The organism is Bradyrhizobium canariense (genome assembly GCF_019402665.1).
GTDB classification, from domain to species: domain Bacteria; phylum Pseudomonadota; class Alphaproteobacteria; order Rhizobiales; family Xanthobacteraceae; genus Bradyrhizobium; species Bradyrhizobium canariense.
Genome location: NZ_VSST01000020.1, coordinates 261,331 through 283,576, shown reverse-complemented (window position 1 = coordinate 283,576; position 22,246 = coordinate 261,331). Strand labels below are relative to the sequence as shown.

Annotated in this window: 21 protein-coding genes and 1 tRNA gene; 12 read left to right on the top strand and 10 right to left on the bottom strand. The window is 63.8% G+C overall.

The genetic code is table 11. The features are described from left to right. Positions 1-198: 198 nt before the first annotated feature. A complete protein-coding gene (locus tag FXB41_RS12075; protein ID WP_007598648.1) occupies positions 199-1,089 on the top strand; it encodes a DUF4339 domain-containing protein in 891 nt (296 codons plus the stop codon). A gap of 40 nt (positions 1,090-1,129) precedes the next feature. Here the strand turns inward: FXB41_RS12075 and tesB are convergent, their stop codons facing one another. Beyond that, complete coding sequence (tesB, locus tag FXB41_RS12070; RefSeq protein WP_219681884.1) at positions 1,130-1,993, bottom strand: acyl-CoA thioesterase II; 864 nt, start codon at positions 1,991-1,993, stop codon at positions 1,130-1,132. Between the two features lie 138 nt (positions 1,994-2,131). Between tesB and FXB41_RS12065 the strand changes: the two genes are divergently transcribed. Beyond that, the gene (locus tag FXB41_RS12065) at positions 2,132-3,352 is read left to right on the top strand and encodes a ubiquinone biosynthesis hydroxylase (RefSeq protein WP_219681883.1); all 1,221 of its coding nucleotides are present in this window, start codon (positions 2,132-2,134) and stop codon (positions 3,350-3,352) included. A gap of 223 nt (positions 3,353-3,575) precedes the next feature. Here FXB41_RS12065 and FXB41_RS12060 read toward each other — a convergent pair whose 3' ends face one another. Together FXB41_RS12060 and FXB41_RS12055 are read right to left on the bottom strand one after the other, a co-directional pair. After that, the gene (locus FXB41_RS12060) at positions 3,576-3,773 is read right to left on the bottom strand and encodes a Trm112 family protein (protein ID WP_007598651.1); all 198 of its coding nucleotides are present in this window, start codon (positions 3,771-3,773) and stop codon (positions 3,576-3,578) included. A gap of 60 nt (positions 3,774-3,833) precedes the next feature. After that, entirely contained in the window at positions 3,834-4,364 is a 531-nt protein-coding gene (locus FXB41_RS12055; RefSeq protein ID WP_219681882.1) for a TetR/AcrR family transcriptional regulator, read from the bottom strand. A gap of 107 nt (positions 4,365-4,471) precedes the next feature. Between FXB41_RS12055 and FXB41_RS12050 the strand changes: the two genes are divergently transcribed. The 4 genes from FXB41_RS12050 (at position 4,472) to FXB41_RS12035 (ending at position 8,699) form a co-directional block, all read left to right on the top strand. Continuing rightward, positions 4,472-4,822: a hypothetical protein gene (locus FXB41_RS12050; RefSeq protein ID WP_007598653.1), complete on the top strand. Its 351-nt coding sequence runs from the start codon at positions 4,472-4,474 to the stop codon at positions 4,820-4,822. A gap of 218 nt (positions 4,823-5,040) precedes the next feature. Beyond that, on the top strand, positions 5,041-5,319 hold the full coding sequence (locus FXB41_RS12045; protein WP_219681881.1) for a PepSY domain-containing protein: 279 nt from the start codon (positions 5,041-5,043) through the stop codon (positions 5,317-5,319). Between the two features lie 42 nt (positions 5,320-5,361). Beyond that, positions 5,362-5,976, top strand: coding sequence for a cytochrome b/b6 domain-containing protein (locus tag FXB41_RS12040; protein ID WP_376707491.1), 615 nt, complete (start codon positions 5,362-5,364; stop codon positions 5,974-5,976). 221 nt (positions 5,977-6,197) lie between these two features. Then, a complete protein-coding gene (locus FXB41_RS12035) occupies positions 6,198-8,699 on the top strand; it encodes an EAL domain-containing protein (RefSeq protein ID WP_219681879.1) in 2,502 nt (833 codons plus the stop codon). A gap of 12 nt (positions 8,700-8,711) precedes the next feature. Here the strand turns inward: FXB41_RS12035 and FXB41_RS12030 are convergent, their stop codons facing one another. Next, a complete protein-coding gene (locus tag FXB41_RS12030) occupies positions 8,712-9,389 on the bottom strand; it encodes an LON peptidase substrate-binding domain-containing protein (protein WP_007598658.1) in 678 nt (225 codons plus the stop codon). A gap of 31 nt (positions 9,390-9,420) precedes the next feature. Further along, the gene (trxA, locus tag FXB41_RS12025; protein ID WP_007598659.1) at positions 9,421-10,344 is read right to left on the bottom strand and encodes a thioredoxin; all 924 of its coding nucleotides are present in this window, start codon (positions 10,342-10,344) and stop codon (positions 9,421-9,423) included. Positions 10,345-10,619: 275 nt separating this feature from the next. Here trxA and FXB41_RS12020 point away from each other — a divergent pair. The 4 genes from FXB41_RS12020 to FXB41_RS12005 all read left to right on the top strand — a co-directional run bounded on the left by FXB41_RS12020 (position 10,620) and on the right by FXB41_RS12005 (position 14,225). Beyond that, positions 10,620-10,694, top strand: a tRNA-Gly gene (locus FXB41_RS12020). Positions 10,695-10,770: 76 nt separating this feature from the next. Next, a complete protein-coding gene (locus tag FXB41_RS12015; protein ID WP_219681878.1) occupies positions 10,771-11,757 on the top strand; it encodes an NAD-dependent epimerase/dehydratase family protein in 987 nt (328 codons plus the stop codon). 379 nt (positions 11,758-12,136) lie between these two features. After that, on the top strand, positions 12,137-13,417 hold the full coding sequence (locus tag FXB41_RS12010) for a PQQ-dependent sugar dehydrogenase (RefSeq protein WP_007598661.1): 1,281 nt from the start codon (positions 12,137-12,139) through the stop codon (positions 13,415-13,417). A gap of 214 nt (positions 13,418-13,631) precedes the next feature. Next, positions 13,632-14,225, top strand: a complete 594-nt coding sequence (locus tag FXB41_RS12005; protein WP_007598662.1) for a c-type cytochrome — start codon at positions 13,632-13,634, stop codon at positions 14,223-14,225. 12 nt (positions 14,226-14,237) lie between these two features. Here the strand turns inward: FXB41_RS12005 and panE are convergent, their stop codons facing one another. From panE to FXB41_RS11990, 3 genes are all read right to left on the bottom strand, one after another. Next, positions 14,238-15,161, bottom strand: a complete 924-nt coding sequence (gene panE / locus FXB41_RS12000; protein ID WP_007598663.1) for a 2-dehydropantoate 2-reductase — start codon at positions 15,159-15,161, stop codon at positions 14,238-14,240. Positions 15,162-15,345: 184 nt separating this feature from the next. Then, complete coding sequence (locus FXB41_RS11995; RefSeq protein ID WP_007598664.1) at positions 15,346-15,960, bottom strand: 2-hydroxychromene-2-carboxylate isomerase; 615 nt, start codon at positions 15,958-15,960, stop codon at positions 15,346-15,348. A 141-nt stretch (positions 15,961-16,101) separates the two neighbouring features. Further along, complete coding sequence (locus tag FXB41_RS11990; RefSeq protein WP_219681877.1) at positions 16,102-16,698, bottom strand: DUF2239 family protein; 597 nt, start codon at positions 16,696-16,698, stop codon at positions 16,102-16,104. Between the two features lie 150 nt (positions 16,699-16,848). Between FXB41_RS11990 and FXB41_RS11985 the strand changes: the two genes are divergently transcribed. Then, on the top strand, positions 16,849-17,514 hold the full coding sequence (locus FXB41_RS11985) for a glutathione S-transferase family protein (RefSeq protein ID WP_007598666.1): 666 nt from the start codon (positions 16,849-16,851) through the stop codon (positions 17,512-17,514). Positions 17,515-17,524: 10 nt separating this feature from the next. Here the strand turns inward: FXB41_RS11985 and FXB41_RS11980 are convergent, their stop codons facing one another. Then, entirely contained in the window at positions 17,525-18,820 is a 1,296-nt protein-coding gene (locus tag FXB41_RS11980) for an MFS transporter (protein WP_219681876.1), read from the bottom strand. A gap of 111 nt (positions 18,821-18,931) precedes the next feature. Next, positions 18,932-20,683, bottom strand: coding sequence for a gamma-glutamyltransferase (ggt, locus tag FXB41_RS11975; protein WP_219681875.1), 1,752 nt, complete (start codon positions 20,681-20,683; stop codon positions 18,932-18,934). A gap of 99 nt (positions 20,684-20,782) precedes the next feature. On the opposite strand from ggt, the gene FXB41_RS11970 reads away from it, so the two are divergent. Next, the gene (locus tag FXB41_RS11970; protein WP_219681874.1) at positions 20,783-22,168 is read left to right on the top strand and encodes an MFS transporter; all 1,386 of its coding nucleotides are present in this window, start codon (positions 20,783-20,785) and stop codon (positions 22,166-22,168) included. Positions 22,169-22,246 lie beyond the last annotated feature (78 nt).

Below are 22,246 nucleotides of genomic sequence, written 5' to 3'. Positions count from 1 at the left end.
CGGCGCTGCGTCAATCTGGCATCTTTCCGGGCAAATGGCATAAAAAAGTTGCAGATTGAAGCGGAAAATCGTTGGGCTATGTGAACGGCCGCCTCTGTACAGGGCAGCCGTTCATCCTCCACAATGCGTTTTTGGCATGGATGCGATGAACCCAAGCGTCGCGGCCGGTACAAAACTATGTTTGAGGGGGGACGCTTCATGGCGAGTTGGTTCTACGCATCCGAGGGCAAGCAGCAGGGGCCCTACCAGGAAGGGCAATTCCGCGACCTCGTCGCCCAGGGAGTCGTGCGCCCCGATACGCTGGTGTGGTCGGAGGGCATGGCCGGCTGGCAGAAGGCGGCCGAAATCCCTGGCCTGATCAGCGGCGGCGGTGCGCCTCCGATGATGCCGGCTGGCGGCCCGCCGATGATGGGCTCCGGAGGCTACGGCGGCGGTGGCGGCGGAGGATCGCTGGCGGTCGATTTCGGCATCCTCGAGTTCACCTGGCGCAGCATCGTGATGCTGATCGGCATGTGCTTCATCATCCCGGTGCCGTGGGTGTTCGTCTGGTACACGAAATGGATCGTGTCCTGCGTGAAGGTCCCCGGACGGCCCAATCTCAGCTTCACCGGCAATGCGATGGCGCTGGTGCCCTGGTATTTCGGCTTCATCGTTCTGGCGATCGTGATCGGGTTGATCGGCGTCCCCTTGCTGAGCAATTTGCTGTTCATCGCCCAGATCGTTCTCTACTGGCTCCTGATCAAATGGATGGTCGCGAACCTCGCCTCCAACGGGCAGCCGCTCGGCCTGAGCTTCACCGGCACGGTCTGGGCCTATGTCGGCTGGAGCCTGCTGTTTGCGATCTCCATCATCACCATCATCGGCTGGGCCTGGGTCGCCGCGGCTCAAATGCGCTGGTTCTGCCGCAGCATCGAAGGCACGCGGCGCGAGATCGTCTTCAACGGCAGCGGTCTCGGGATTCTCTGGCGGGGCATCGTGGCTGCATTCCTTTGCGGCTTCATCATCCCGATCCCGTGGGTGTATCGCTGGATCATGAACTGGTTCGCGTCGGAGACCGTCCTGGCTCCGCGAGGATCGCTCCGGACCTGATCTCGAGAGGCATAAGCGCGATCGATCGTGCTTATGCCTCTCAGGCTTTCCGTTCGCGCACCGAGCCTTCTTGCGCGACGGAGGCCACCAGCGTGCCGTCGGGCTTGAAGATCGAGCCGCGGGTCAAGCCGCGGCCGCTTCGGGCGCTTGGCGAATCCTGTGCGTAGAGCAGCCATTCGTCGGCGCGGAACGGCCGGTGAAACCACATCGCGTGGTCGAGGCTCGCCGGCATCATGCGCTTGTCGAACAGGGTGCGGCCGTAGCGCGCCATGATCGCGTCGAGCAGCGAGAAGTCGGACGCGTAGGCCAGCGCGCACATGTGCAGCGCCGGATCGTCCGGCAGCGTTGCCGCGGTCTTGATCCAGACATGGATGCGGCCGTCCTCGATCTTTTGGCCGAAATAGCGGCCGAGCTCGACCGGGCGCAGCTCGATCGGACGGTCGGATTCATAGTAGCGGCGGATGAACTCCGGCATCTCCTTGAACATCGGCTGCTTCGCGACCTCCTCCGCCGTCAGCTTTTCCGGCCGCGGCACGTCGGGCATCTTGTCCTGGTGATCGAACGCGCTCTCTTCCTCGGCATGGAACGACACCATGATCGAGAAGATCGCGTTGCCGTGCTGAATCGCGGTGACGCGTCGCGTCGAGTAGCTCTTGCCGTCGCGCAGGCGCTCGACCTGGTAGATGATCGGGATCTGCGGATCGCCCGGCAGGACGAAATAGCAATGCAGCGAATGCGGCAGCCTGCCCTCTACGGTGCGGCACGCTGCAACCATCGCCTGCCCGATCACCTGGCCGCCGAACACCCGTTGCCAGCTGGTCTTCGGACTGTTGCCGCGGAACAGATTCACCTCGAGCTGTTCGAGGTCGAGGATCGAGATGAGGTCGATCAGGCTCTTGGACATGGAATTCAGCTTTCGCCTTGCCGCCCCGGCTTCGCTGCTCCGGAATGACACAATGGGGGCTTTCCGCCCTTGTTTCACCGCACTGTTTCGCCCACCTCAAGTCTGCTAGCAAGGCCAGGATTTAGCCGGGAATTGGATATGTCGGTACAGGGTAGCATTGTCATCGGTGGCGGCGCGTTTGCGGGCCTGGCGCTGGCTGTGGCGTTGCGCCAGGGACTCGGCCCCGAGATCCCCGTCATCGTCGCCGACCCCGCGCTCTCCACACGTCCGAGCCGGGACCCGCGCGCGACTGCGATCGTGGCCGCCTGCCGCCGCCTGTTCGAGGCGATCGGCGCCTGGGATGACGTCAAGGGCGAGGCGCAGCCCATCCTCGACATGGTCGTCACCGATTCCAAGCTGGAAGACGCCACCCGTCCGGCGTTCCTCAACTTTGCCGGCGATGTCGCGCCGGGCGAGCCCTTCGCGCATATGGTCGAGAACCGCCGCCTGATCGATGCGCTGGTGGTCCGCGCCGAGGCCGAGGGCATTGATCTCCGCGCGACCACCGTGTCGTCTTACGACGCGCGAGCCGAGGGCATCGATGTGACGCTCGGCGACGGCAGCGTCATTGCGGCGAGCCTCCTGGTTGCGGCCGACGGCGCGAAGTCGAAACTGCGCGAGCGCGCCGGCATCGCCACCCATGGCTGGGAATACGATCAATCCGGCATCGTCGTCACCGTCGGCCATGATCGCGATCATGAAGGCCGCGCCGAAGAGCATTTTCTGCCGGCGGGCCCGTTCGCGATCCTGCCGCTTTCGGGCAAGCGCTCCTCGCTGGTCTGGACCGAGCGCCGCAGCGAAGCCGCGCGTATCATTGCGTTGAGCGATGAGGAATTTCACGGCGAGCTCGAGCAGCGCTTCGGCCTGCATCTCGGCGAGGTGAAGGCGCTCGACAAGCCGCGCGCGTTTCCGCTGTCCTATTTCGTCGCACGCTCCTTCATTGCCCAGCGCCTCGCGCTTGTCGGCGATTCCGCCCACGTCATCCACCCCATCGCGGGCCAGGGTCTCAACATGGGACTGAAGGACGTCGCCGCACTGGCCGAGGTCGTGGTCGATGCCGCGCGGCTCGGCATTGATATCGGCGCCGCCGACGTGCTCGAACGTTACCAGCGCTGGCGCCGCTTCGACACGATGGCCATGGGCGTTGCCACCAACTCGCTGAACTTCCTGTTCTCCAACCAGTCGACGCTGTTGCGCACGGTGCGCGACATCGGCCTCGGCCTCGTCGACCGCGCCCCGCCGCTGAAGAACCTGTTCATCCGCCAGGCCGCGGGTCTGACCGGTGAGATACCGCGGTTGCTGAAGGGCGAGGCGCTGTAGTTTTTTCCTGTCGTCCCGGACAAGCGCGCCTCAAGCGCGCACAGATCCGGGACCCATACGCCGCAGCAATAGTTTTGCGAAGACTCGGAGTGACCAGCTCGCGCAACAACCCAATTCGGTGGTTATGGGTCCCGGCCCCCGTGCGCAATTGCGCACTAGGCCAGGACGACACCTGGGGTGTGGCGCGGTCATCGCGCCAAACGACCAACGGGCCACAAGTCTCTCAATCGATCTTGCGAGCCTCTTCCGGCAGCATGATCGGAATGCCGTCGCGGATCGGATAGGCGAGCTTGGCGCTGCGCGAGATCAGCTCCTGCTTTGCAGAATCGAACTCCAGCGGGCCCTTGGTCAGCGGGCAGACCAAAATCTCCAGCAATTTGGGATCGACGCTGGCTTCGGGGCGTTCGGTAGGCGCGTTCATGGGGGTCTCCGGCGGTCGGTTGCCTCTAGCATAAAAAATCGTAGCAGCCCATCGCGTCGCTCAAGCCGAAACCATCCGCAGAATCTCGTCGAGCAGGCCCTCGAGCCGCGCGGCCGGCGATGGCGGGCCCGACAGGGCGAAGCCGAGAAAAGTCCAGTACAGGATTTGCGCGCGGGCTCGCGCTGTCGCCGCCTCGAACCCGCGCTTCCTCAGCAGCTCTTCGATATAGTCGAGCCTGCGCCGGTCGATGGCACGCACCGCCGTTTGTGCCGCCGCATCGAAAGCCGCCCAGTTCCGCACCGCGCGCTCGAGGTCGAGCCGCGCGCCAAAAGTCCTGCGCAGCAGCGCTTTCAGCGGCTCGCCGCTGTCCGCCTCGACATCGGCGATGATCTGCTCGGCCGCGATCTCGCGCCAGCGCTTCAAAAGTGCAGCATGGAACGCGCCGAGATCGGCGAAATGCCAATAGAAGCTGCCGCGCGAGACCCCCATGGCTTTCGCCAGCGGATCGGCCTTCAGCGCGGTGAAGCCGTCTCTCGCTAGCGCCTTCAGGCCCCGTTTGATCCAGTCGTCGGCGTTCAGCTGTTCTGCCATGTCGGATTCCGGATGCAAACCATACACTAGTGTATTGACAGCCGGCAGGCCAGCGCCTATCTCACCATACACAACTGTATGGACGAAATTTGCAGGGAGCTTTGACGATGCGTGATCTCTTGCTCCAGTGCGCCGGGGTCGTGACCATTGCCGTGGCCCTCATTCACGGCATTCTCGGCGAGACCAAGGTCTTTGCCCGCGCCCGCATAGAGCCGGAACGGCTCCGCACCCTGATCCGCCTGGTGTGGCAGGCCTCGACCGTCGCCTGGATCGGCGGAGGTGCGCTCCTGATCGCGGCGCCCTGGATGCAATCGGAGCCGGCGCGCCACTGGATCGTCGTCACCATGGCCGGCGTGTTCGGCTTCGCTGCTTTCGCCAACGCATGGGCCACGCGCGGCCGGCATTTTGGATGGATGGCGCTAAGTGCCGTCGTCGCGATGGCGGTTGCCGGCTACTGAGCGGCGCGCCCGATCTGCTTGCCATCAAACCGTGAGACGTAAGGCCGCAGTGTCGCTGTAAACACGCGCTGCATACGGAGAGCGCTGAGCTTTTTCGGATCGTTAGAATAACTCTAAAGCCAACTGCTTCTGAACCGCATTGACTTCATCATGTGCTTTGCTTCCTTCGGTCCCGCTTCGCCTCAGGCGTAGCGCCCACGACAGAAGAGGAGACGTTCGTGAAGGTTATTCGTGTTGCTGCCGTTGCATTGACGATCGGGATTGGCATGGGATCGGCAGCCTTGGCCGATGGTTTCAAGGACTGCACCAAGCTCGACAAGGCGTCGTGGAAGCCGGCGAGCGAAGCCGAAGCCAAGGCCAAGACGCTCGGCTACGAGGTGCGGCGCTCAAAGATCGAAGGCTCGTGCTACGAGGTTTACGGCGTCAAGGAAGGCAAGCTTTACGAGCTGTTCTACAGCCCCGAAGATCTCAGCCTGAAGCACACGATTGCGAAGTAGACCGCGCGAGATGGTCTGCGCGCAAATGGTCTGCGCAAAGTCATGCCTGAGGGTGGTCCTCGCTTGATCGATGAAACGGTACCGCAAGTACGCGGGGGGTCCAACCGGACCCCCGCGGATCGAGCCGCTTCGCGGACAGTCGCGGTCTGGGACCTCCCGTTGCGGCTCTGGCACTGGGCGCTCGCGGCTTGCGTCCTGGCCGCGTGGTTCACGCCCACCGTCTATGACGGACTTCACCGCATCATCGGCTATACCGTGCTCGGGCTTCTTGCGTTCCGTCTGGTCTGGGGTCTTTGGGGAAGCCGCTATTCGCGCTTCCGCATGGTCGGCATCAGGCTTCGGGCCGCGCCACGCTATCTCTGGAATCTGCGCCGCGGCATCACCGGCCGCTATATCGGGCTCAATCCCGCCGGCACGTTGATGCTGGTGGCGCTGCTGGTCTCGCTCGCGGTCTCGACGATATCAGGCGCGATGTCGGTGACCGTCACTTTCTTCGGCGTCTGGTGGATCGAGGACACCCACCACTATTCATCCGACGCGGTCATCGTCCTGGTCGTGCTGCACGTCCTGGGCGTGCTGTTGATGGGGCGTCTCCAGCGCGAGAACCTGATCCGCGCGATGATCACCGGCCGCAAACGAATCCGCGGGCACCTCTAAGCAGCACCGGGTTAATTCAAGCGGATGGAGCCTTGGGCCCGCCTAAACCCGTGGTTCCACGAGAATTAAGTCCTTCGCCCGCACCGGCTACCGCCAAACGGCGCCATTGTCGAGGTTGGGTTTACCTCCCGATAGGCATGCAACCGGGCATTGCAAGAAATTAACGTGACCAAAGCCAATCGGATCAATCGTCGAGCTTATTGACGAGGGAGGCGATTTCGATGTTCCGCGTTTTTACCTGCCTCACGGCAGAGCACGATTGGCGGCTTGTCATGCTCGCCGGTCTGGTTTGCTTCGCCGCAAGCATTGTAGCCGTCAGCATCTTTCATCGAGCGAACGCATCGCGCGCCTGGACGCGACTGATCTGGATTGCGATCGCCGGCGCCGCCATCGGTTATGGAATCTGGGCAACGCATTTTGTGGCAATGCTTGCCTACGAGCCCGGCGTCTCGACCGGTTACGCCATCACGCTGACAGCTTTGTCGCTCGCCGCAGCGATGATCCTGACGTCGGCAGGTTTTGGCGTTGCCGTCGGCAGCCCCGGCCGCTGGCGCGCGGCTGCCGGTGGCGGCATCATCGGCGGCGGTATTGCGAGCATGCACTATCTGGGCATGTCGGCCCTCGAAGTGCCTGGTCGCGTGACCTGGTCGCCGGAGCTGGTGCTCATCTCGATCGCCCTCGGCATGGTCCTAGGCTACGCCGCACTTGCGGTCGCCCTGGGTCGCAAGGACAGGTGGGGGACCTTCGCTGCGGCGCTGCTGCTGACGCTCGCCATCGTGTCGCATCATTTCACAGCTATGGGGGCGGTACAGATCGTTCCAGACCCGACGCTGGCAAGCGACACCCTGTCGCTTTCTCCCGGCTTCCTCGCCGTGGCAATCGCGGGCGTGGCCCTGTCGGTGCTCGGGATGAGTTTTGTGGGCGTGCTGGCGGATCGCCGGCTTGCGACCAGAACCAGCCGATTCGAGGAAGTTATCACTCAGCTTTCGTTTGCCAGGCAACAGGTGGAAGATTCGCAAAAGGAAATCCAGGACCAGAAGATCAGGCTCGACACGGCCATCAACAACATGGTCGAGGGCCTTTGCATGTTTGACACGGAGAAGCGGCTCGTCGTCTGCAACGAGCGCTATGCCCTGCTCTATCGGCTGCCGCCGGAACTGCTGAAGACGGGGACGCCGCACGTCGACATCATCAAGCACCGCGTTGTGAACGGCATCCTCAAGGGCGATACGAGCGAGGGCGCTGCCGGGCAATACATCTCGAGACTGGCTGCGTTGCCGTTCGACACAGTCTCGAGCAGGATCGACGAGTTTGCGGATGGTCGGTTGATCTGCGTGACGCGACAGCCGATGCCCGGCGGCGGATGGGTGGCCACGCATCTTGATGTTACGGAGCAACGCCGGTCCGAGGCCAAAATCACCCATATGGCGCAACACGATGCGTTGACCGACCTGCCAAATCGGGTGCTGCTCAGAGAGCGGATGGAGCATGCCATTGCAGTTACGCGCAATGGTGGTCTTGATCTTGCCGTGCTCATGCTTGACCTCGATCGCTTCAAGGAAGTCAATGACACGCTTGGACATCCGGCGGGCGATTCCCTGCTGCGCGCCGTCGCGGCGCGTTTGCGCGAATGCACCACGGAAACGGCGTTGATCGCCCGACTGGGCGGGGACGAGTTCGCGGTGATCGACTACGTGACCAGCCCGGCCGTGGAGGCCGCGACCCTCGCCGAGAACATCAGAAAGGCGCTTTGCAAACCCTTCGACCTCGGCGATCACCGGGTCACCGTAGGCACCAGCATCGGCATTGCCATCGCGCCGCGTGACGGCAATGATCCCGACGCGATCATGAAGAGCGCCGATCTCGCCCTCTACTCGGCCAAGAATGGTGGACGTGGCGCATTCCGTTTCTTCGAGCCGGAACTCGACGAGATCATGCATGCGCGACGGAATCTGGAGCGCGACTTGCGCGATGCGCTTGCCGGCGGTCAATTCGAGCTCTATTACCAGCCATTCATCGACGCCGCGACCGGTAAGACCAGGGGCTTCGAGGCCCTGCTGCGCTGGCATCACCCGCAGCGAGGTCTGGTCATGCCGGGCGAATTCATCCCGCTTGCGGAAGAGACCGGCCTGATCGTGCCGCTGGGGGAATGGGTCCTGAGGACGGCCTGTGCGGAAGCCGCAAAATGGCCTGTCGATCTCAGCATCGCGATCAACCTGTCTCCCGCTCAATTCAGGAGCAAGGAGCTTGTGCCGGTCGTTGTCAGCGCGCTGGCGAGTTCGGGTGTGGCGCCGCACAGGCTCGAGCTCGAAGTTACGGAGACAGCGATCATGCATGACAGCGAAGCTGTATTCGAGGCCCTCGGTCAGCTGCGCCAACTCCGTGTGCGAATCGCCCTGGACGATTTCGGCACCGGCTATTCTTCTCTGAGCTTTCTGCAAAGATTCCCGTTCGACAAGATCAAAATCGACCGCAGCTTCGTCAGCGAACTGACCAGCGCGAGGGCAGAGGCGCAACATCTCGCGCGAGCAGTGGTTCGTTTCGCAGTCAGCTTGAGCAAGACCACGACCGCCGAAGGCGTCGAAACGAGGGAGCAGCTGGACATCCTGCGTGAAGACGGCTGCGCCGAAACGCAAGGCTACTATTTCAGCCGGCCGATGCCTGCATCCAGCATCGCGAAAATGCTGCTGCGAGATGCCGGAGCAGCCGTCTGCGCTGCGTGAGCGTTCAGGCCGTCACTGCAGCGGCGGATCGCCTGAGGTGCGTTTTTTGGCGAGGTCCATCTCGGTCACCGCGATCAGGATCTCGGCGCGGGTCTTCAGGTCGGGCGCTTCCAGCATCGCTTGCTTCTCGGCCACACCATAGGGCGACATCATCGCCAGCGCGTTGACGAGCGCCTCGTTGGGAGCGGTCTCGACGCCCTCCCAGTCGACCTTGAGATTGTTGGCCTTCAGAAAGTCCGCCAGCACCGTCAGCAGTGCTTCGCGATCGACCTCCTCCTCGCCCATGCGCGGCGTGAAATCGTCGACGAAGGCGAAGAAATCCACCTTGCACTGCCGGTAGGCGGTGAGCACTTCGAGCTCCTCGAGCACTTTGAAGCGCGAGACACCGGTGAGCTCGAGGATGTAGCGGCCGTCGCCAGATTCCGCGAGTTGGGTGATGCGGCCGACACAACCGACGCGGAACAGCGCCGGCTTGTCGGAATTCTTGGGCGAATGCGCGATGTCGGGCTGGATCATGCCGATCAGGCGATGGCCATCGCGGAAGGCATCGTCGATCATCGCGAGGTAGCGCGGCTCGAAGATGTTGAGCGGCATCTGCCCGCGCGGCAGCAGCAGCGCGCCCGGCAACGGAAACACCGGAAGGATCTCCGGAAGGTCGGCGGGCCCGCGATATTCGATGTTGATCGGCATCTGCCGGGTCCCCTGGCCTTGCCAGCGCGCGTCAGGAAAACAGGATGATCGACAAGCGCTTGCGTCCCTCGACGGTTGCATCGTCCGTGCCGCCCCAGGCCTCGAAGAACTGCACCAGCTGCTTGCGGGCGCCGTCGTCGTTCCATTTGCGGTCGCGCTTGACGATCGCGAGCAGCTGCTCGGTGGCAGCTGCCCGGTTGCCTTGGGCGTTGAGCGCGATCGCGAGGTCGAATCGGGCCTGATGATCGAGCGGGTTTGCGGCGACTTTCTGTTCCAGCTCGGCGACAGGCCCGAGCTGCTCCGCCTGCTCGGCCAAATCGATCGCGGTCTGCACGGCTTTCACGGCCGGGTCGTTGCGCTTGGATTCCGGCACCATGGCGAGCGTCTGCTTGGCCTGCTCCATCGCACCGGAGACGGCGTAGCATTTCGCGAGCCCGGCCAGGGCTGCGATGTTGGTCGATTCGAGCTGCAGCACTTCCGCGTAGATCTGCGCGGCCGCGGCGGCATCGCCCTCGGCGAGCACGGCCTCGGCTTCCTGGAGGATTTCCGCGATATTCGGCTCACCCGGCGCGGTCACGCCCTTGGTCAGCTTCTCGATGAAGGCGTTGAGCTGGCTCTCCGGGACCGCACCCATGAAGCCGTCGGCCGGCTGGCCGTTGACGAAGGCGATCACCGCCGGAATCGACTGGATGCCCATCTGGCCCGGGATCGCCGGGTGCTGGTCGATGTTCATCTTGACCAGCTTGACCTTGCCCTTGGCGGCCTTGACCGCTTTTTCCAGCAAGGGCGTGAGCTGCTTGCAGGGGCCGCACCACTCCGCCCAGAAGTCGATCAGCACCGGCTGGCGCTTCGATTCCTCGATGACGTCCTTCACGAAGGTCTGGGTGGTCGTGTCCTTGATCAGATCGGCGGCAGCCGGGCCCGCTGCTCCGTTACCCTGGTCGATGATCGTCACGGGATCCCCTCGTCTGATGTCTGGAATTGGCGGGTCTTTAGCACGTCGCCAATTCATATGCTTCGCTGTTGGCCCTAAATTGGGCCGGGACGGCCGAATTTCAATCCGTGCGTGCCGATTCGACGGTTCCGGGGCCTTTTTGGGTCATTTGGCCGCGTTCGGGTTGATACCGGGCCTCCGATTGCGCATCTATGCCGCCGGTAGCTGTTGCATTCCCCTCCCGCTTTTGGCATACGACAGCCGTTGCCGGCGCAGTCATGCGACCGACACAGGATGCGGGTGTAGCTCAGTGGTAGAGCACGACCTTGCCAAGGTCGGGGTCGAGGGTTCGAGCCCCTTCGCCCGCTCCAATTTTTCCCAAAGCATCCAGCCGGACCGGACGGGCACGTGGTTTTCCACGCCGCTGGCGGCTGTATTGGGTAACGAATGACAATCCTGGTCACAGGCAGCGCGGGCCATCTCGGCGAGGGCCTTCTCCGCACGCTCCGCGGGCGCGGTTCGTCTGTGCGTGGGATCGACCTGAAGCCATCGCCCTTCACCGACGCTGTCGGCTCGATCGTCGATTCCGATTTCGCGCGGCGCCAGATGGACGGCGTCACCGCGGTGATCCACACCGCGACGCTGCACAAGCCGCATGTGGCGACCCACAGCAAGCAAGCCTTCATCGACACCAACGTCACCGGCACGCTCAATCTGCTTGAAGCGGCTGTGGCGGCCGGCGTGCGCAGTTTTGTCTTCACCAGCACCACCAGCGCGTTCGGCTCGCAGCTCCGCTCCGAGGCGGGACAGGCCGCGGTGTGGGTCACCGAGGACCTGCCGCCGATCCCGAAGAACATCTACGGCACGACCAAGCTGATGGCCGAGACCCTTTGCGAGCTGTTCTGTCGCGAGCGCGGCCTGCCTGTCGTGGTCTTGAGGACCTCGCGCTTCTTTCCGGAAGACGATGACGATCCGGCGATGCGGTCGGCTTACGCGCCGGAGAACGCGCAGGCCAACGAGCTGCTCTATCGCCGGCTGGATATCGCGGACGCGGTGAGCGCCCATCTGCTCGCAGTCGAGCGCGCGCCGAACATCGGATTTGCCCGCTACATCCTGTCGGCCACAAGCCCGTTCGAGCAGCGCCACCTGACTGCGCTGGCGCGCGACGCGGCCGGTGTGGTGCGCGAGCTCTATCCGGATTGTCCGGAGCTCTACGCGGCGCGCGGCTGGCGCCTGTTCCCCGCGATCGATCGCGTCTATGTCAACGAGCGCGCGCGGCACGAGCTCGGCTGGCGACCCGAATTCGACTTCGCGCATGTCCTGAGCTGTCTTCGCGATGATCGCGATTTTCGCAGCACGCTGGCGCGCGATATCGGATCGAAAGGCTATCATGAGACGATTTTCGACGATGGTCCCTACCCCGTCGCCCCGTAGCCGCCACCTTTGCTAATTCGCTCGACTCGTCAGATGTCTACCCGGAATCACCGGCAGCAAGATGGCCGGAGCCGTTCTACTGTGCATGGGGTTGTTTTCGCGTTTTTTTGTTCCGAACCTCCTGCTGCCTGTAAATTAGCCGCGCGTGATCTTGATTCCGCGCTGCAGCGAGAGCGTTGTTGTCGCGGCGTTCGCCATCATTGACTTTCCGTCTCAATTTTTACTGAGCGCTATCGCATCGCACGCGGCGCGCTTCTCACCGCTCGCAGATGTGCTAACCTTTCTGCGTCTGTCCTCTCGACAGAGTCCGAACTTCGCCTCTCGACAGCAAAATAAAATAAATGTGCAGCCCTGACGGCTGCCTTAGGGGAGTGACGCGATGAAATTCCATCGATCCGTCTTTCAATCCATCCTGGCGCTTGCAGCGGTTGCCCTTCTCGCGGGGACAAGCGTCGGTCACGCGCAGCAGCAGGACAAGAACAAGCCGCTGAAGAAATACGAATCCGGCACCAAGGAGTTCTGGACCCATCCGCCGGACGACTGGTTCCTCGGCGACGAGACCGAGGCGCAGAAGGGCCTGGCGCCGCCGTCGGGGCCGCCGACCGGCGCCTCCGACGCCGAACTCGCCAATATCGTCAAGAAGGTCAAGCTGCCGGCTGGCTTCAAGATGGAGGTCTACGCCTCCGGCGTGCTGGCCGCGCGGCAGATGGCCTGGGGTGACAAGGGCACGCTGTTCGTCGGCTCGTTCGGCCTCGGCAACGTCTACGCGATCAAGGACAACAACGGAAAGAAAGAGGTCAAGACCATCCTCAAGGGGCTGAACATGCCCACGGGTCTGGCCGTCAAGGACGGTGCGCTCTACGTCATCGCGGTCGACAAGCTGATCCGCTACGACGACATCGAAAACAAGCTCGACAATCCCGGCGAGGGCAAGGTCGTCTATGACGACATGCCGTCCTATGCCGCGCATGGCTGGAAGTACATCGCGGTCGACAAGGAAGGCTGGTTCTACATTCCGTTCGGACCGCCCTTCAACATCGGCGTGCCCCCGACCAGCGTCTCGCAGATCCGCCGCGTCGATCCCAAGACCGGCAATGCGGAAATCTACGCGCTCGGCGTTCGCAACTCGGTCGGCGGCGACGTCGATCCGCGCACCGGTAAGTTCTGGTTCACCGAGAATGCCCGCGACTGGATCAGCGACGATCTGCCCTCGGACAAGCTGAACATGATCAGCAAGATCGGCGAGCACTTCGGCTATCCCTACTGCCACCAGGGTGACCTGCCGGATACCAAGTTCGCGATGGGCCACAAATGCTCCGAGTTCACGCCGCCGGTGCTGAACCTCGGTGCTCACGTCGCTCCGCTCGGCATGAAGTTCTATACCGGCGACCAATTCCCGGCCGAGTACAAGAACAACATCCTGATCGCCGAGCACGGCTCCTGGAATCGTCACAAGTACCAGGGCGGCCGCATCATGCGCGTGATCGTCGGGCCCGACGGCAAGAACGCCAAGCAGGAGGTGTTCGCCTCCGGCTGGATCGAGGGCGACCAGGGCTATCTCGGCCGTCCCGACGACATCATCCTCGCCAAGGATGGCTCGATCCTCGTCGCCGACGATTGGGCCGGCGCGATCTACCGCATCAGCTACAGCAAGAAGTAGCGCAAGATGACACGAGGCTGCGGTGCCGAGCGGCGCCGCAGCCTTTCTCATTTCAATTTCGCACGCCGTCGTTTCTGATTGCGCGCCCCTTGCGCGCAAGCCCGGAACCCTTGGCCACGAACGCGGGTTATGGAATTCTCAGATGCGCCATTGCGCATCATAGCTCGCGCTTCTTCGCCCGGAATGGCGCGTTCGATAGATCGGAATCCCAATCATGCGCCGGCAGTTCATCTCGCACGCAATCAGCGCGGTTGCGCTTCTCGCGCTCGGTTCTCTCTCCGCAAGCGCCGCCGACAATGCTGCGATCAAGGAGAAGGCCGCCGTCTGCGCCGGCTGTCACGGCGAGAACGGCATCTCGCAGACCGAGAACATCCCTTCGCTCGCTGGCCAGCCCGATCAATTCCTGCAATGGCAGCTGGTGTTCTTCCGCGCCGGCTCGCGCAAGAACGATCAGATGCAGCCGATCGCCGAGGAGATCACCAACGAGGACGTCCGCAATCTCGGCGCCTATTTCGCCGCGCTGACGCCGCCGACAGCGGCGGAGGACAAGGATCCGGACCTGTCGAAAAAGGGCGCGCAAGTTGCCGCCGGCCGCCGCTGCGCCTCATGCCATACCGATAGCTTTGCCGGCACCAAGGCCGTCGCGCGGTTGGCGGGCCAGCGCGAGGAATACCTGGTCAAGGCGCTGCACGACTACAAGAGCAGCCAGCGCGTCGGCGGTGGCGGCGCCGCGATGGCCGATGTCGCCTATCACATGAGCGATGAGGAAATCACCGCCGTCTCGCACTATCTCGCGTATTTCAAATAGCGGAAGCTGCGGTCAGCCCGCCCGCTGCTTCTCATACGCCTTCAAATGCGTGTACGCGATGCGCAGCTTCGGCACCGGCACCTTGGCGGCATCGGCACGCTCGATGAGGTCGCCGATGACGTGATCGGCCTCGACCGGCAGGCCGGCCTTGACGTCGCGGAACATCGAGGCCGTCATCGGCGAACCCTCGGTGGTGAGGTTGCCCTTCACGCGCTCGAAGAACGGCCCGCCCGGCGTGTAGCCCGACGCGGCGGCGATCGCGCTGGTCTCGTCCAGCATGCCAAGCAGGAAATCCCTGCCGCCGGGAGCGGCGAGGATGTTGCCGACCGAGGTGCGCATCAGGCTGGTGGACGCAGCCAGCGAGGACAGGAACACCCACTTCTCCCACATGTCCTGCATGATGTTCTGGCTGGCGGTGGCCCCAACGATGCCGCTCTTGAAGGCCTCGTCGATCGCCTTGACCCGATCCGACAGCTTGCCATCGCGCTCGCCGTAATTGATCGACTGCATCGGCTGCAGCTGCACCACCTCACGCTTTTCGTCGAGCGTCGCGGCGATGGCGCAGAGGCCACCGAGCACGCGCTCCTTGCCGAACTTGCCGTCGAGGATGTCGAGATGCTTCATGCCGTTGAGCATCGGGATGATCGCGGTATTCGGCCCGACTGCTGCCGCGAACGACTTGATGGCGTCATCGAGGTCGAAGGCCTTGCAGCTGAGCAGCACGACGTCGAACTTGTCCTTGAGCGCGTCGGCCTGAACGGTCGGCGGATTTTTCAAGGTCACGTCGCCGTTCGGGCTCTTGATGACGAGGCCGGCGCTCGCGAGCTCGCTGGCGCGCCGCGGCCGGACCAGGAAGGTGACGTCGCGGCCCGCCTGCAACAGCCTGCCACCAAAATAGCCGCCGATGGCGCCAGCGCCGACCACGAGGATACGCATGGGATTGTCCTTGTTGTTTCTTGCTGTCGTCCTGGCGAAAGCCAGGACCCATTACCCCGACTGTATATTGTCGGGCAAGCTGGAGCCCCAGCTCGTCACAGCCACAGCCTTCGGTGGTTATGGGTCCTGGCTTTCGCCAGGACGACATCAGAGATGATGGCTCGATCTGTCCATCATACGAAAATCACTTCCCCGAGACCATCTCCTCGACCTCGCGCAACTGTTCCTTGCCGAAGAACATCTCGTCGCCGACAAAGAAGGTCGGCGAGCCGAACGCGCCGCGTGCAACAGCCTCCTCGGTGTTCTTGATCAATCTGCCCTTCACCTCCGGTTCCGCCGCGCGGGTGAACAGCTTTTGCGCGTCGAGGCCGGAGGACGCCAGCGCCTTGGCCGCGATTTCCGGATCGTCCATCTTCTTCGGCTCGCGCCACATGTGATGGAAGGCGGCCTCAACGTATGTTTCGAACACGCCTTCGAGCTGCGCCGCGATCGCCGCGCGCATCAGGTTCAGCGTGTTGACGGGGAAGAAGGGATTCCAGACATAGGGCTGCACCTTGAAGCGCTTGACGAAGCGCTCGGTCTCGACCGCCTGGAATTCCCGCTTGTTCTTGACGCCGGCAAGCGTCTCGGCCGGGGACTTGTTGTTGGTCGACTTGAAGATGCCGCCGAGCAGGATCGGCACGTACTCGAATTTAACGCCGATGCGTTGCTCGATGGCCGGAATCGCGAGATGACTGAGATAGGCGTTCGGGCTGCCGAAATCGAATAGGAATTGCGGGGCTGTGCGGGTCAAAATCATCCTCCCTGACCTGGCTTCTTGATCTGGATTGCCATCCATTGTGGCGCGGCGCGCACCACAGGTCCACCGTTTAATGACGGTCATAATACTGTGAGCGCGCGAACACGTTGGGCGCGAGTTGCGCGTACGAACGCCTCAAGCTCAAGCGCGGTCGCTGTAGGCGAGCTTGACGATGTGGTCGCGGATGTCGGCGGGCCAATCTGCGATCAGTCCGGTGAAACGCCGCCGGTCATCCGCAAACAGCGCGCGCGAAGCTTCCTCGAACTGCGGCAGATTGCCGGCCATGGTCGACATGAAGTGATAGGCCGCATCGCGCGCCTGCCGCGCGCGATCCTTGTCGCCGCTGGCACGCCGCGCCTCTTCGACAAGTTTCCGCAGCGCGACCGAAGCGCCGCCTGCTTGCGCGCTGAGCCACTCCCAGTGCCGCGGCAGCAGCGTCACCTCGCGCGCGACCACGCCGAGCTTCGGCCGGCCGCGGCCGCGCGGCCCGCTCGGCGATGGCGTCTCCTCAACCGGGGACGGGACAAGCTTCGCCAGCCGCGCCAGCACCTCGCGGTCTCCGCCGCGCAGATCGAAGTCGATCGTTCGGCCCGTGGCGTCCTCGAAGATGACGATGGGCTCGTCCGGCCGCTCCGCCATCCGCTTGACGACCAGCGCGACCTCTCCTGCCGGCCCGGAGACCAGACGGCGATGCCCTTGGAAAGCGGTGAAAGTCTTCTGCATTGGAATCATTGCCATATTGATCACGGTGGCGACTTTAATACCCGGGTGAATTACAAAGGTCAATATACCCGGGTTAAAATATCCGACCGGATGGCTCGACATTGCGTTCCCGGGCTGGCACGAACGCGCGGCCGATCGACCATGCCTAGCCCCGGGGACCACGCGATGCTGACCGTTCATCACCTCAACAATTCCCGATCGCAGCGCGTGCTGTGGCTGCTCGAGGAGTTGGGCGTGCCCTACGAGATCGTGCGCTATCAGCGACAGCCGGACATGCGCGCGCCGAAGGAGCTGCGCGCCATCCATCCGCTCGGCAAGTCGCCCGTCATCACCGACAACGGCAACACCATCGCTGAATCCGGCGCGATCATCGAATATCTCATCGCCACCTACGGCAACGGCCGGCTGGTCCCGCCGCCGAACACGCCCGAGCGGCTGCGCTTCACCTATTGGCTGCACTATGCGGAGGGCTCGGCGATGCAGCCGCTGCTGCTCAAGCTGCTGTTCACGCTGATGCCGAAGCGCGCGCCGGCGTTGCTCCGCCCGCTGGTGCGCAAGGTCTCGAACCAGGCGCTCACCGCATTGGTCAATCCGCAGATCAAGCAGCACATGGATTATTGGGAAGGCGAGCTCGGCAAGAGCGAGTGGTTCGCCGGCAACGAATTCACCGCCGCCGACATCCAGATGAGCTTTCCGCTCGAGGCAGCCCAGGCGCGCGGCGGGCTCGAGCTCGGCCATCCCAAGGCGATGGCGTTCCTGGAGCGCATTCATGCGCGGCCGGCATACAGTCGCGCCCTCGAAAAGGGCGGGCCGTATCAGGTCGGACGATAGTTGGCCTTCATCAGTCCGCGTGCAGCACGCGCCCGCGCGTCTCCGGCAGCGCGAAAGCGGCGATGAAGAACAGCGCGTAAGCCACCACCGCGAACATCGCGATCGCATTCGCAAGCGACGTCGTCGCCGACAGCGCTCCGACCAGGAACGGAAACAGCGCGCCGATGCCGCGGCCGAAATTGTAGCAGAACCCTTGGCCCGAGCCGCGCAGTCGCGTTGGATAAAGCTCGGTCAGGAACGCGCCGACGCCGGAGAAATAGCCCGAGGCGAAGAAGCCGAGCGGGAAGCCGAGCACCCACAGGATTTCGTTGGTGAGGGGCAGCTGCGTGTAAAGCAGCACCACCGCCATCGCGCCGATCGAGAAGGTCAGAAAGAGATTGCGCCGTCCGATCCGGTCGGCGAGCCAGGCGCCGGTGAGATAGCCAATGAAGGAGCCGATGATCAGCGTCGAGAGATAGCCGGTCGAGCCGACGATCGACAGATGCCGCTCCTTGGTCAAGAACTGCGGCACCCAGAAGGTGACGGCGTAATAGCCGCCCTGGCAGCCTGTCGCCATCAGCGACGCCAGGATCGTGGTCTTCAGGATTGGACCGGAGAAGATTTCCCAGAGCGCCGGGCGATTGCCGCTCGCGGCCTGCTTGGCGCGGGCCTCAGCCGCGATCTCCGGCTCGGTCACGGAGCGGCGGATGTAGAACACCAGCAGCGCCGGCAGCGCGCCGACCACGAACATCCAGCGCCACGCCGTCTCCGCCGGCAAAGCCGAGAACAGGATCGCCTGCGACAGCACCGCGAGGCCCCAGCCGACGGCCCAGCCCGACTGCACCGAGCCGACCGCTCGCCCGCGATATTGCGGCCGGATCGCTTCACCCATCAGCACGGCGCCCGCCGCCCACTCTCCGCCGAAGCCGAGGCCCAGCACCGCGCGTGCGATCAGGAGCTGTTTGAAATTCTGCACGACCGCGCAGACCAGCGAGAAGAACGAGAACCAGATGATGGTGATCTGGAGCGTTCTGACCCGGCCGATATGATCGGAGAGATAGCCGCCGAGCCAGCCGCCGATGGCGGAAGCCAGCAGCGTCACGGTGCCGGCGAGGCCGGCCGATCCCGCATCGACCTTCCATAGCGCGATGATGGTGCCGATCACCAGCGGATAGATCATGAAGTCCATGCCGTCGAGCGCCCAGCCCGCGGCGCAGGCCCAGAACGTCCGCCGCTCCGGCGCGTTCATGTCGCGATAGAAAGCAAGAAGGCTGGTGTCCTCGATCTCGGCGCGTTCGATGCGCTGGTTCGGATCAACGGTGGTCATGTGCGTTTCCCGACAGTGTTTTCTTTTGCGGCCTCTTTGGCCTCGCGGTGGTAGCACGCGCGGCGGCCTGCGCAAGCCGGCCGCCGGCCTTCGCGCCATGCAACGACAGGGTTACTGCCCCGCTGCTTCCGCACCCCGGCTACGCGGATCGGGCGCGCCGAGCGGACCGTTGGCGGTCACCGCAATCGAATTCGCCGATGTCTGCCCCATCGGCGTGACGATGAGATGATCCATCGCCTTCAGCTCGAGCAGCACATTGTCGGAAAAGCCGCTCTCGATCCGGACCTCGTCGGGCAGCCATTGGTGGTGCAGCCGCGGTGCGGCCACGGCGGCCGCCACGTCCATCTTGTAATCGAGCACGTTGACGATCACCTGGAGCACGGTCGAGATGATGCGGCTGCCGCCGGGCGAGCCCGTCACCAGAACCGGCTTGCCGTCCTTCAGGACGATGGTCGGCGACATCGAGGACAGCGGCCGCTTGCCCGGCCCGGGCAAATTGGCCTCGTAGCCGACAAGGCCGTAGGCATTGGAAGCGCCAACCGCCGCTGTGAAATCGTCAAGCTCGTTGTTGAGCAGCACGCCGGTGCCGTCGGCGACGAGGCCGACGCCGTAACTGAAGTTCAGCGTATAAGTGTTGCTGACTGCGTTGCCGCTGCCGTTGACGACGGAAAAATGCGTGGTGTTGCTGCCCTCGTGCGGTGAGGTCGCGGTGGAAACGAGCTGTTTCGACGGCGTGGCGCGATCGGCGGAGATGGTTGCCCGCAGTTTAGCGGCGTAATCTTTGGCGGTGAGCGTCCCGATCGGTGCGTTGACGAAGGCGGGATCGCCGAGATAGCGCGCCCGGTCCGCATAAGCGCGCTTCATGGCCTCGATCAGCAGATGCAGCGAAGCCGGCGATCCCTGTTTAAGATCGGCGAGCTGAAAACCTTCGAGGATATTAAGCGTCTCCACCAGCACCACGCCGCCCGACGACGGCAAGGGCATCGACACGATGTCATAGCCGCGATAGGTGCCGCGCACCGGGGCGCGGATCACCGCCTGATAGGATTTCAAATCGGCCGGCGTCATGATGCCGCCCGCGTCGGCCACGGCCTTGGCGAGTTTCTCCGCGACCGGCCCCTCATAGAAACCGCGCGGGCCCTGTGCGGCGACAGCCGACAGCGTTTCGGCGAGGTCGCTCTGCACCAGCCGGTCGCCTTCACTGAGTGGCGTGCCATCGGGCCGCGAGAAGATCCTGGCCGAGGAGGGCCAGCGCACCAGCCGCTTGTGCCAGCCCGGCAGCGTGTCGGCGATGTCGTCGCCGACGAGGAAGCCATCGCGGGCGAGCGCGATTGCGGGCTCGAGCAGTTGCGCCAGCGTGAACCGGCCCGAGCCATATTTTTCCAGCGCCAGCGCAAGACCCGCAACAGTGCCGGGCACGCCGACGCCGAGCGCGGAATCCCGCGACTTCGCCGCATCGGGCTTGCCGTCGGCACCGAGGAAGATCTGGGGCGTGGTCGCAGCCGGCGCGGTCTCGCGATAATCGATCGTGATGTCTTCGTTGCGCTCAGTGGAATGAATCACCATGAAGCCGCCGCCGCCGATATTGCCGGCGCGTGGATAGGTCACGGCCATCGCAAAGCCGGTCGCGACCGCGGCGTCGACGGCATTGCCGCCGCGCCGCAGGATGTCGGCGCCGACCAGCGCAGAGATTTTCTCCTGCGCCACCACCATGCCGTGCTCAGCGGGAACGGCATGCACCGTGTCGAGCGCGGGCGGTACATAGGCCCGCCGCGCATCCTGCGCTGTCGCGGCCGGAAGTCCGAACGCCAGAGTGGCAAGGAAGGCGAAAAATGTCCGCCGTGTCGAAAAAGACGACATCATCAAACTTCCGCAAAGGCCATGGGCAGTTCACATGCAGCGCTGCAATGCTATACGGTTTGCCCAGACAGAGGCAAAACTGTTCGTGATGAGGATTATGGAGTGACGACGATCGCCCCGGATGCGCGCATCGCCGGCGCGCAGCGGACCTATCCGCCGCGCAGCGCCGTCCTCAGCTGGATCTTCTTCGACTGGGCTGCGCAGCCTTATTTCACGCTGATCACGACCTTCGTGTTCGCGCCCTATTTCGCCACTGCCATTGCGCCGAATCCCGCCGCCGGCCAATCGCTGTGGGGCTTTGCGATGGCTGCCGCCGGCCTTGCGATCGCGCTGATGTCGCCGGTGTTGGGGGCTATCGCCGATGCTTCAGGCCGGAGGAAGCCATGGATCGCGGGATTTGGCGCAGTGCTGGTGCTGGCATCCTGCACGCTGTGGATCGGGAAGCCCGGCGATCCCTCGATCATTCCGCCGCTGCTCACCGCGGTCGCGCTCGCCAGCGTCGGCGCGGAATTCGCCACCCTCTTCAACAATGCGATGATGCCGACGCTGGTGCCGCCGGAGCGCATCGGCCGGCTTTCCGGCACCGGCTGGGCGACGGGCTATGTCGGCGGCATCGTCAGCCTGATCATCGTGCTCGGCCTGCTCGCCGCGAATCCCGAGACCGGTCGCACGCTGCTCGGTCTCACGCCTCTGTTCGGGCTCGATCCCGTCAGCCATCAAGGCGACCGCGCCGCCGGACCGTTGACCGGGCTTTGGTTCATCATTTTCGTGACGCCGATGTTCCTGTTCACGCCGGACTATCCGGCGAAGCGCCCGGTGCGCGAGGCGCTGCACGAAGGCTTGTCGGAGCTGAAGCAATCGATCAAAGGTCTGCCGCAGCAGAAATCGCTTGCGGCGTTTCTGCTCGCCAACATGATCTACACCGACGGTCTGGTGTCGCTAAATGCCTTCGGCGGCATCTATGCTGCCGGCACGTTCGGCTGGCACACGATCCAGATCGGCACCTTCGGCATCATGCTCGCGATCGCCGGCGCGTTTGGCGCGTGGTTTGGCGGCAAGCTGGACGATCGCTTCGGGCCGAAGCGCGTGATCGCCGGCAGCATGCTGATCCTGCTGCTGGCGCTGGCGGCAATCCTGCTGGTCGACAAGGATTCGATCTTCTTCATCAAGGTCGCGCCGCCCACGCCCGGCGGTGCATTGTTCGCCGCTGCGTCAGAGCGCGCTTATCTGGTGCTGGGCTGCCTGATCGGTGCAGCCGGCGGTCCGCTGCAAGCGGCCTCGCGCACGCTCCTGATCCGTCTCGCACCGAAGGACCGCATCGCGCAATATTTCGGTCTGTTCGCGCTGACTGGGAAAGTGACGTCCTTCATCGGCCCGCTGCTGATCGGCGTGATCACCGCGGTGACGGCGAGCCAGAAGGCCGGCATGGCCGTGCTGGTGGTGTTCTTCGTTGCGGGGCTGGCGCTGTTGATGCGGGTGCGGGAGTAGCTTCGTAGCCCGGATGGAGCGAAGCGCAATCCGGGAAGGTCTCTCCGTGAGGCGAGAACCCGGATTTCGCTTTCGCTC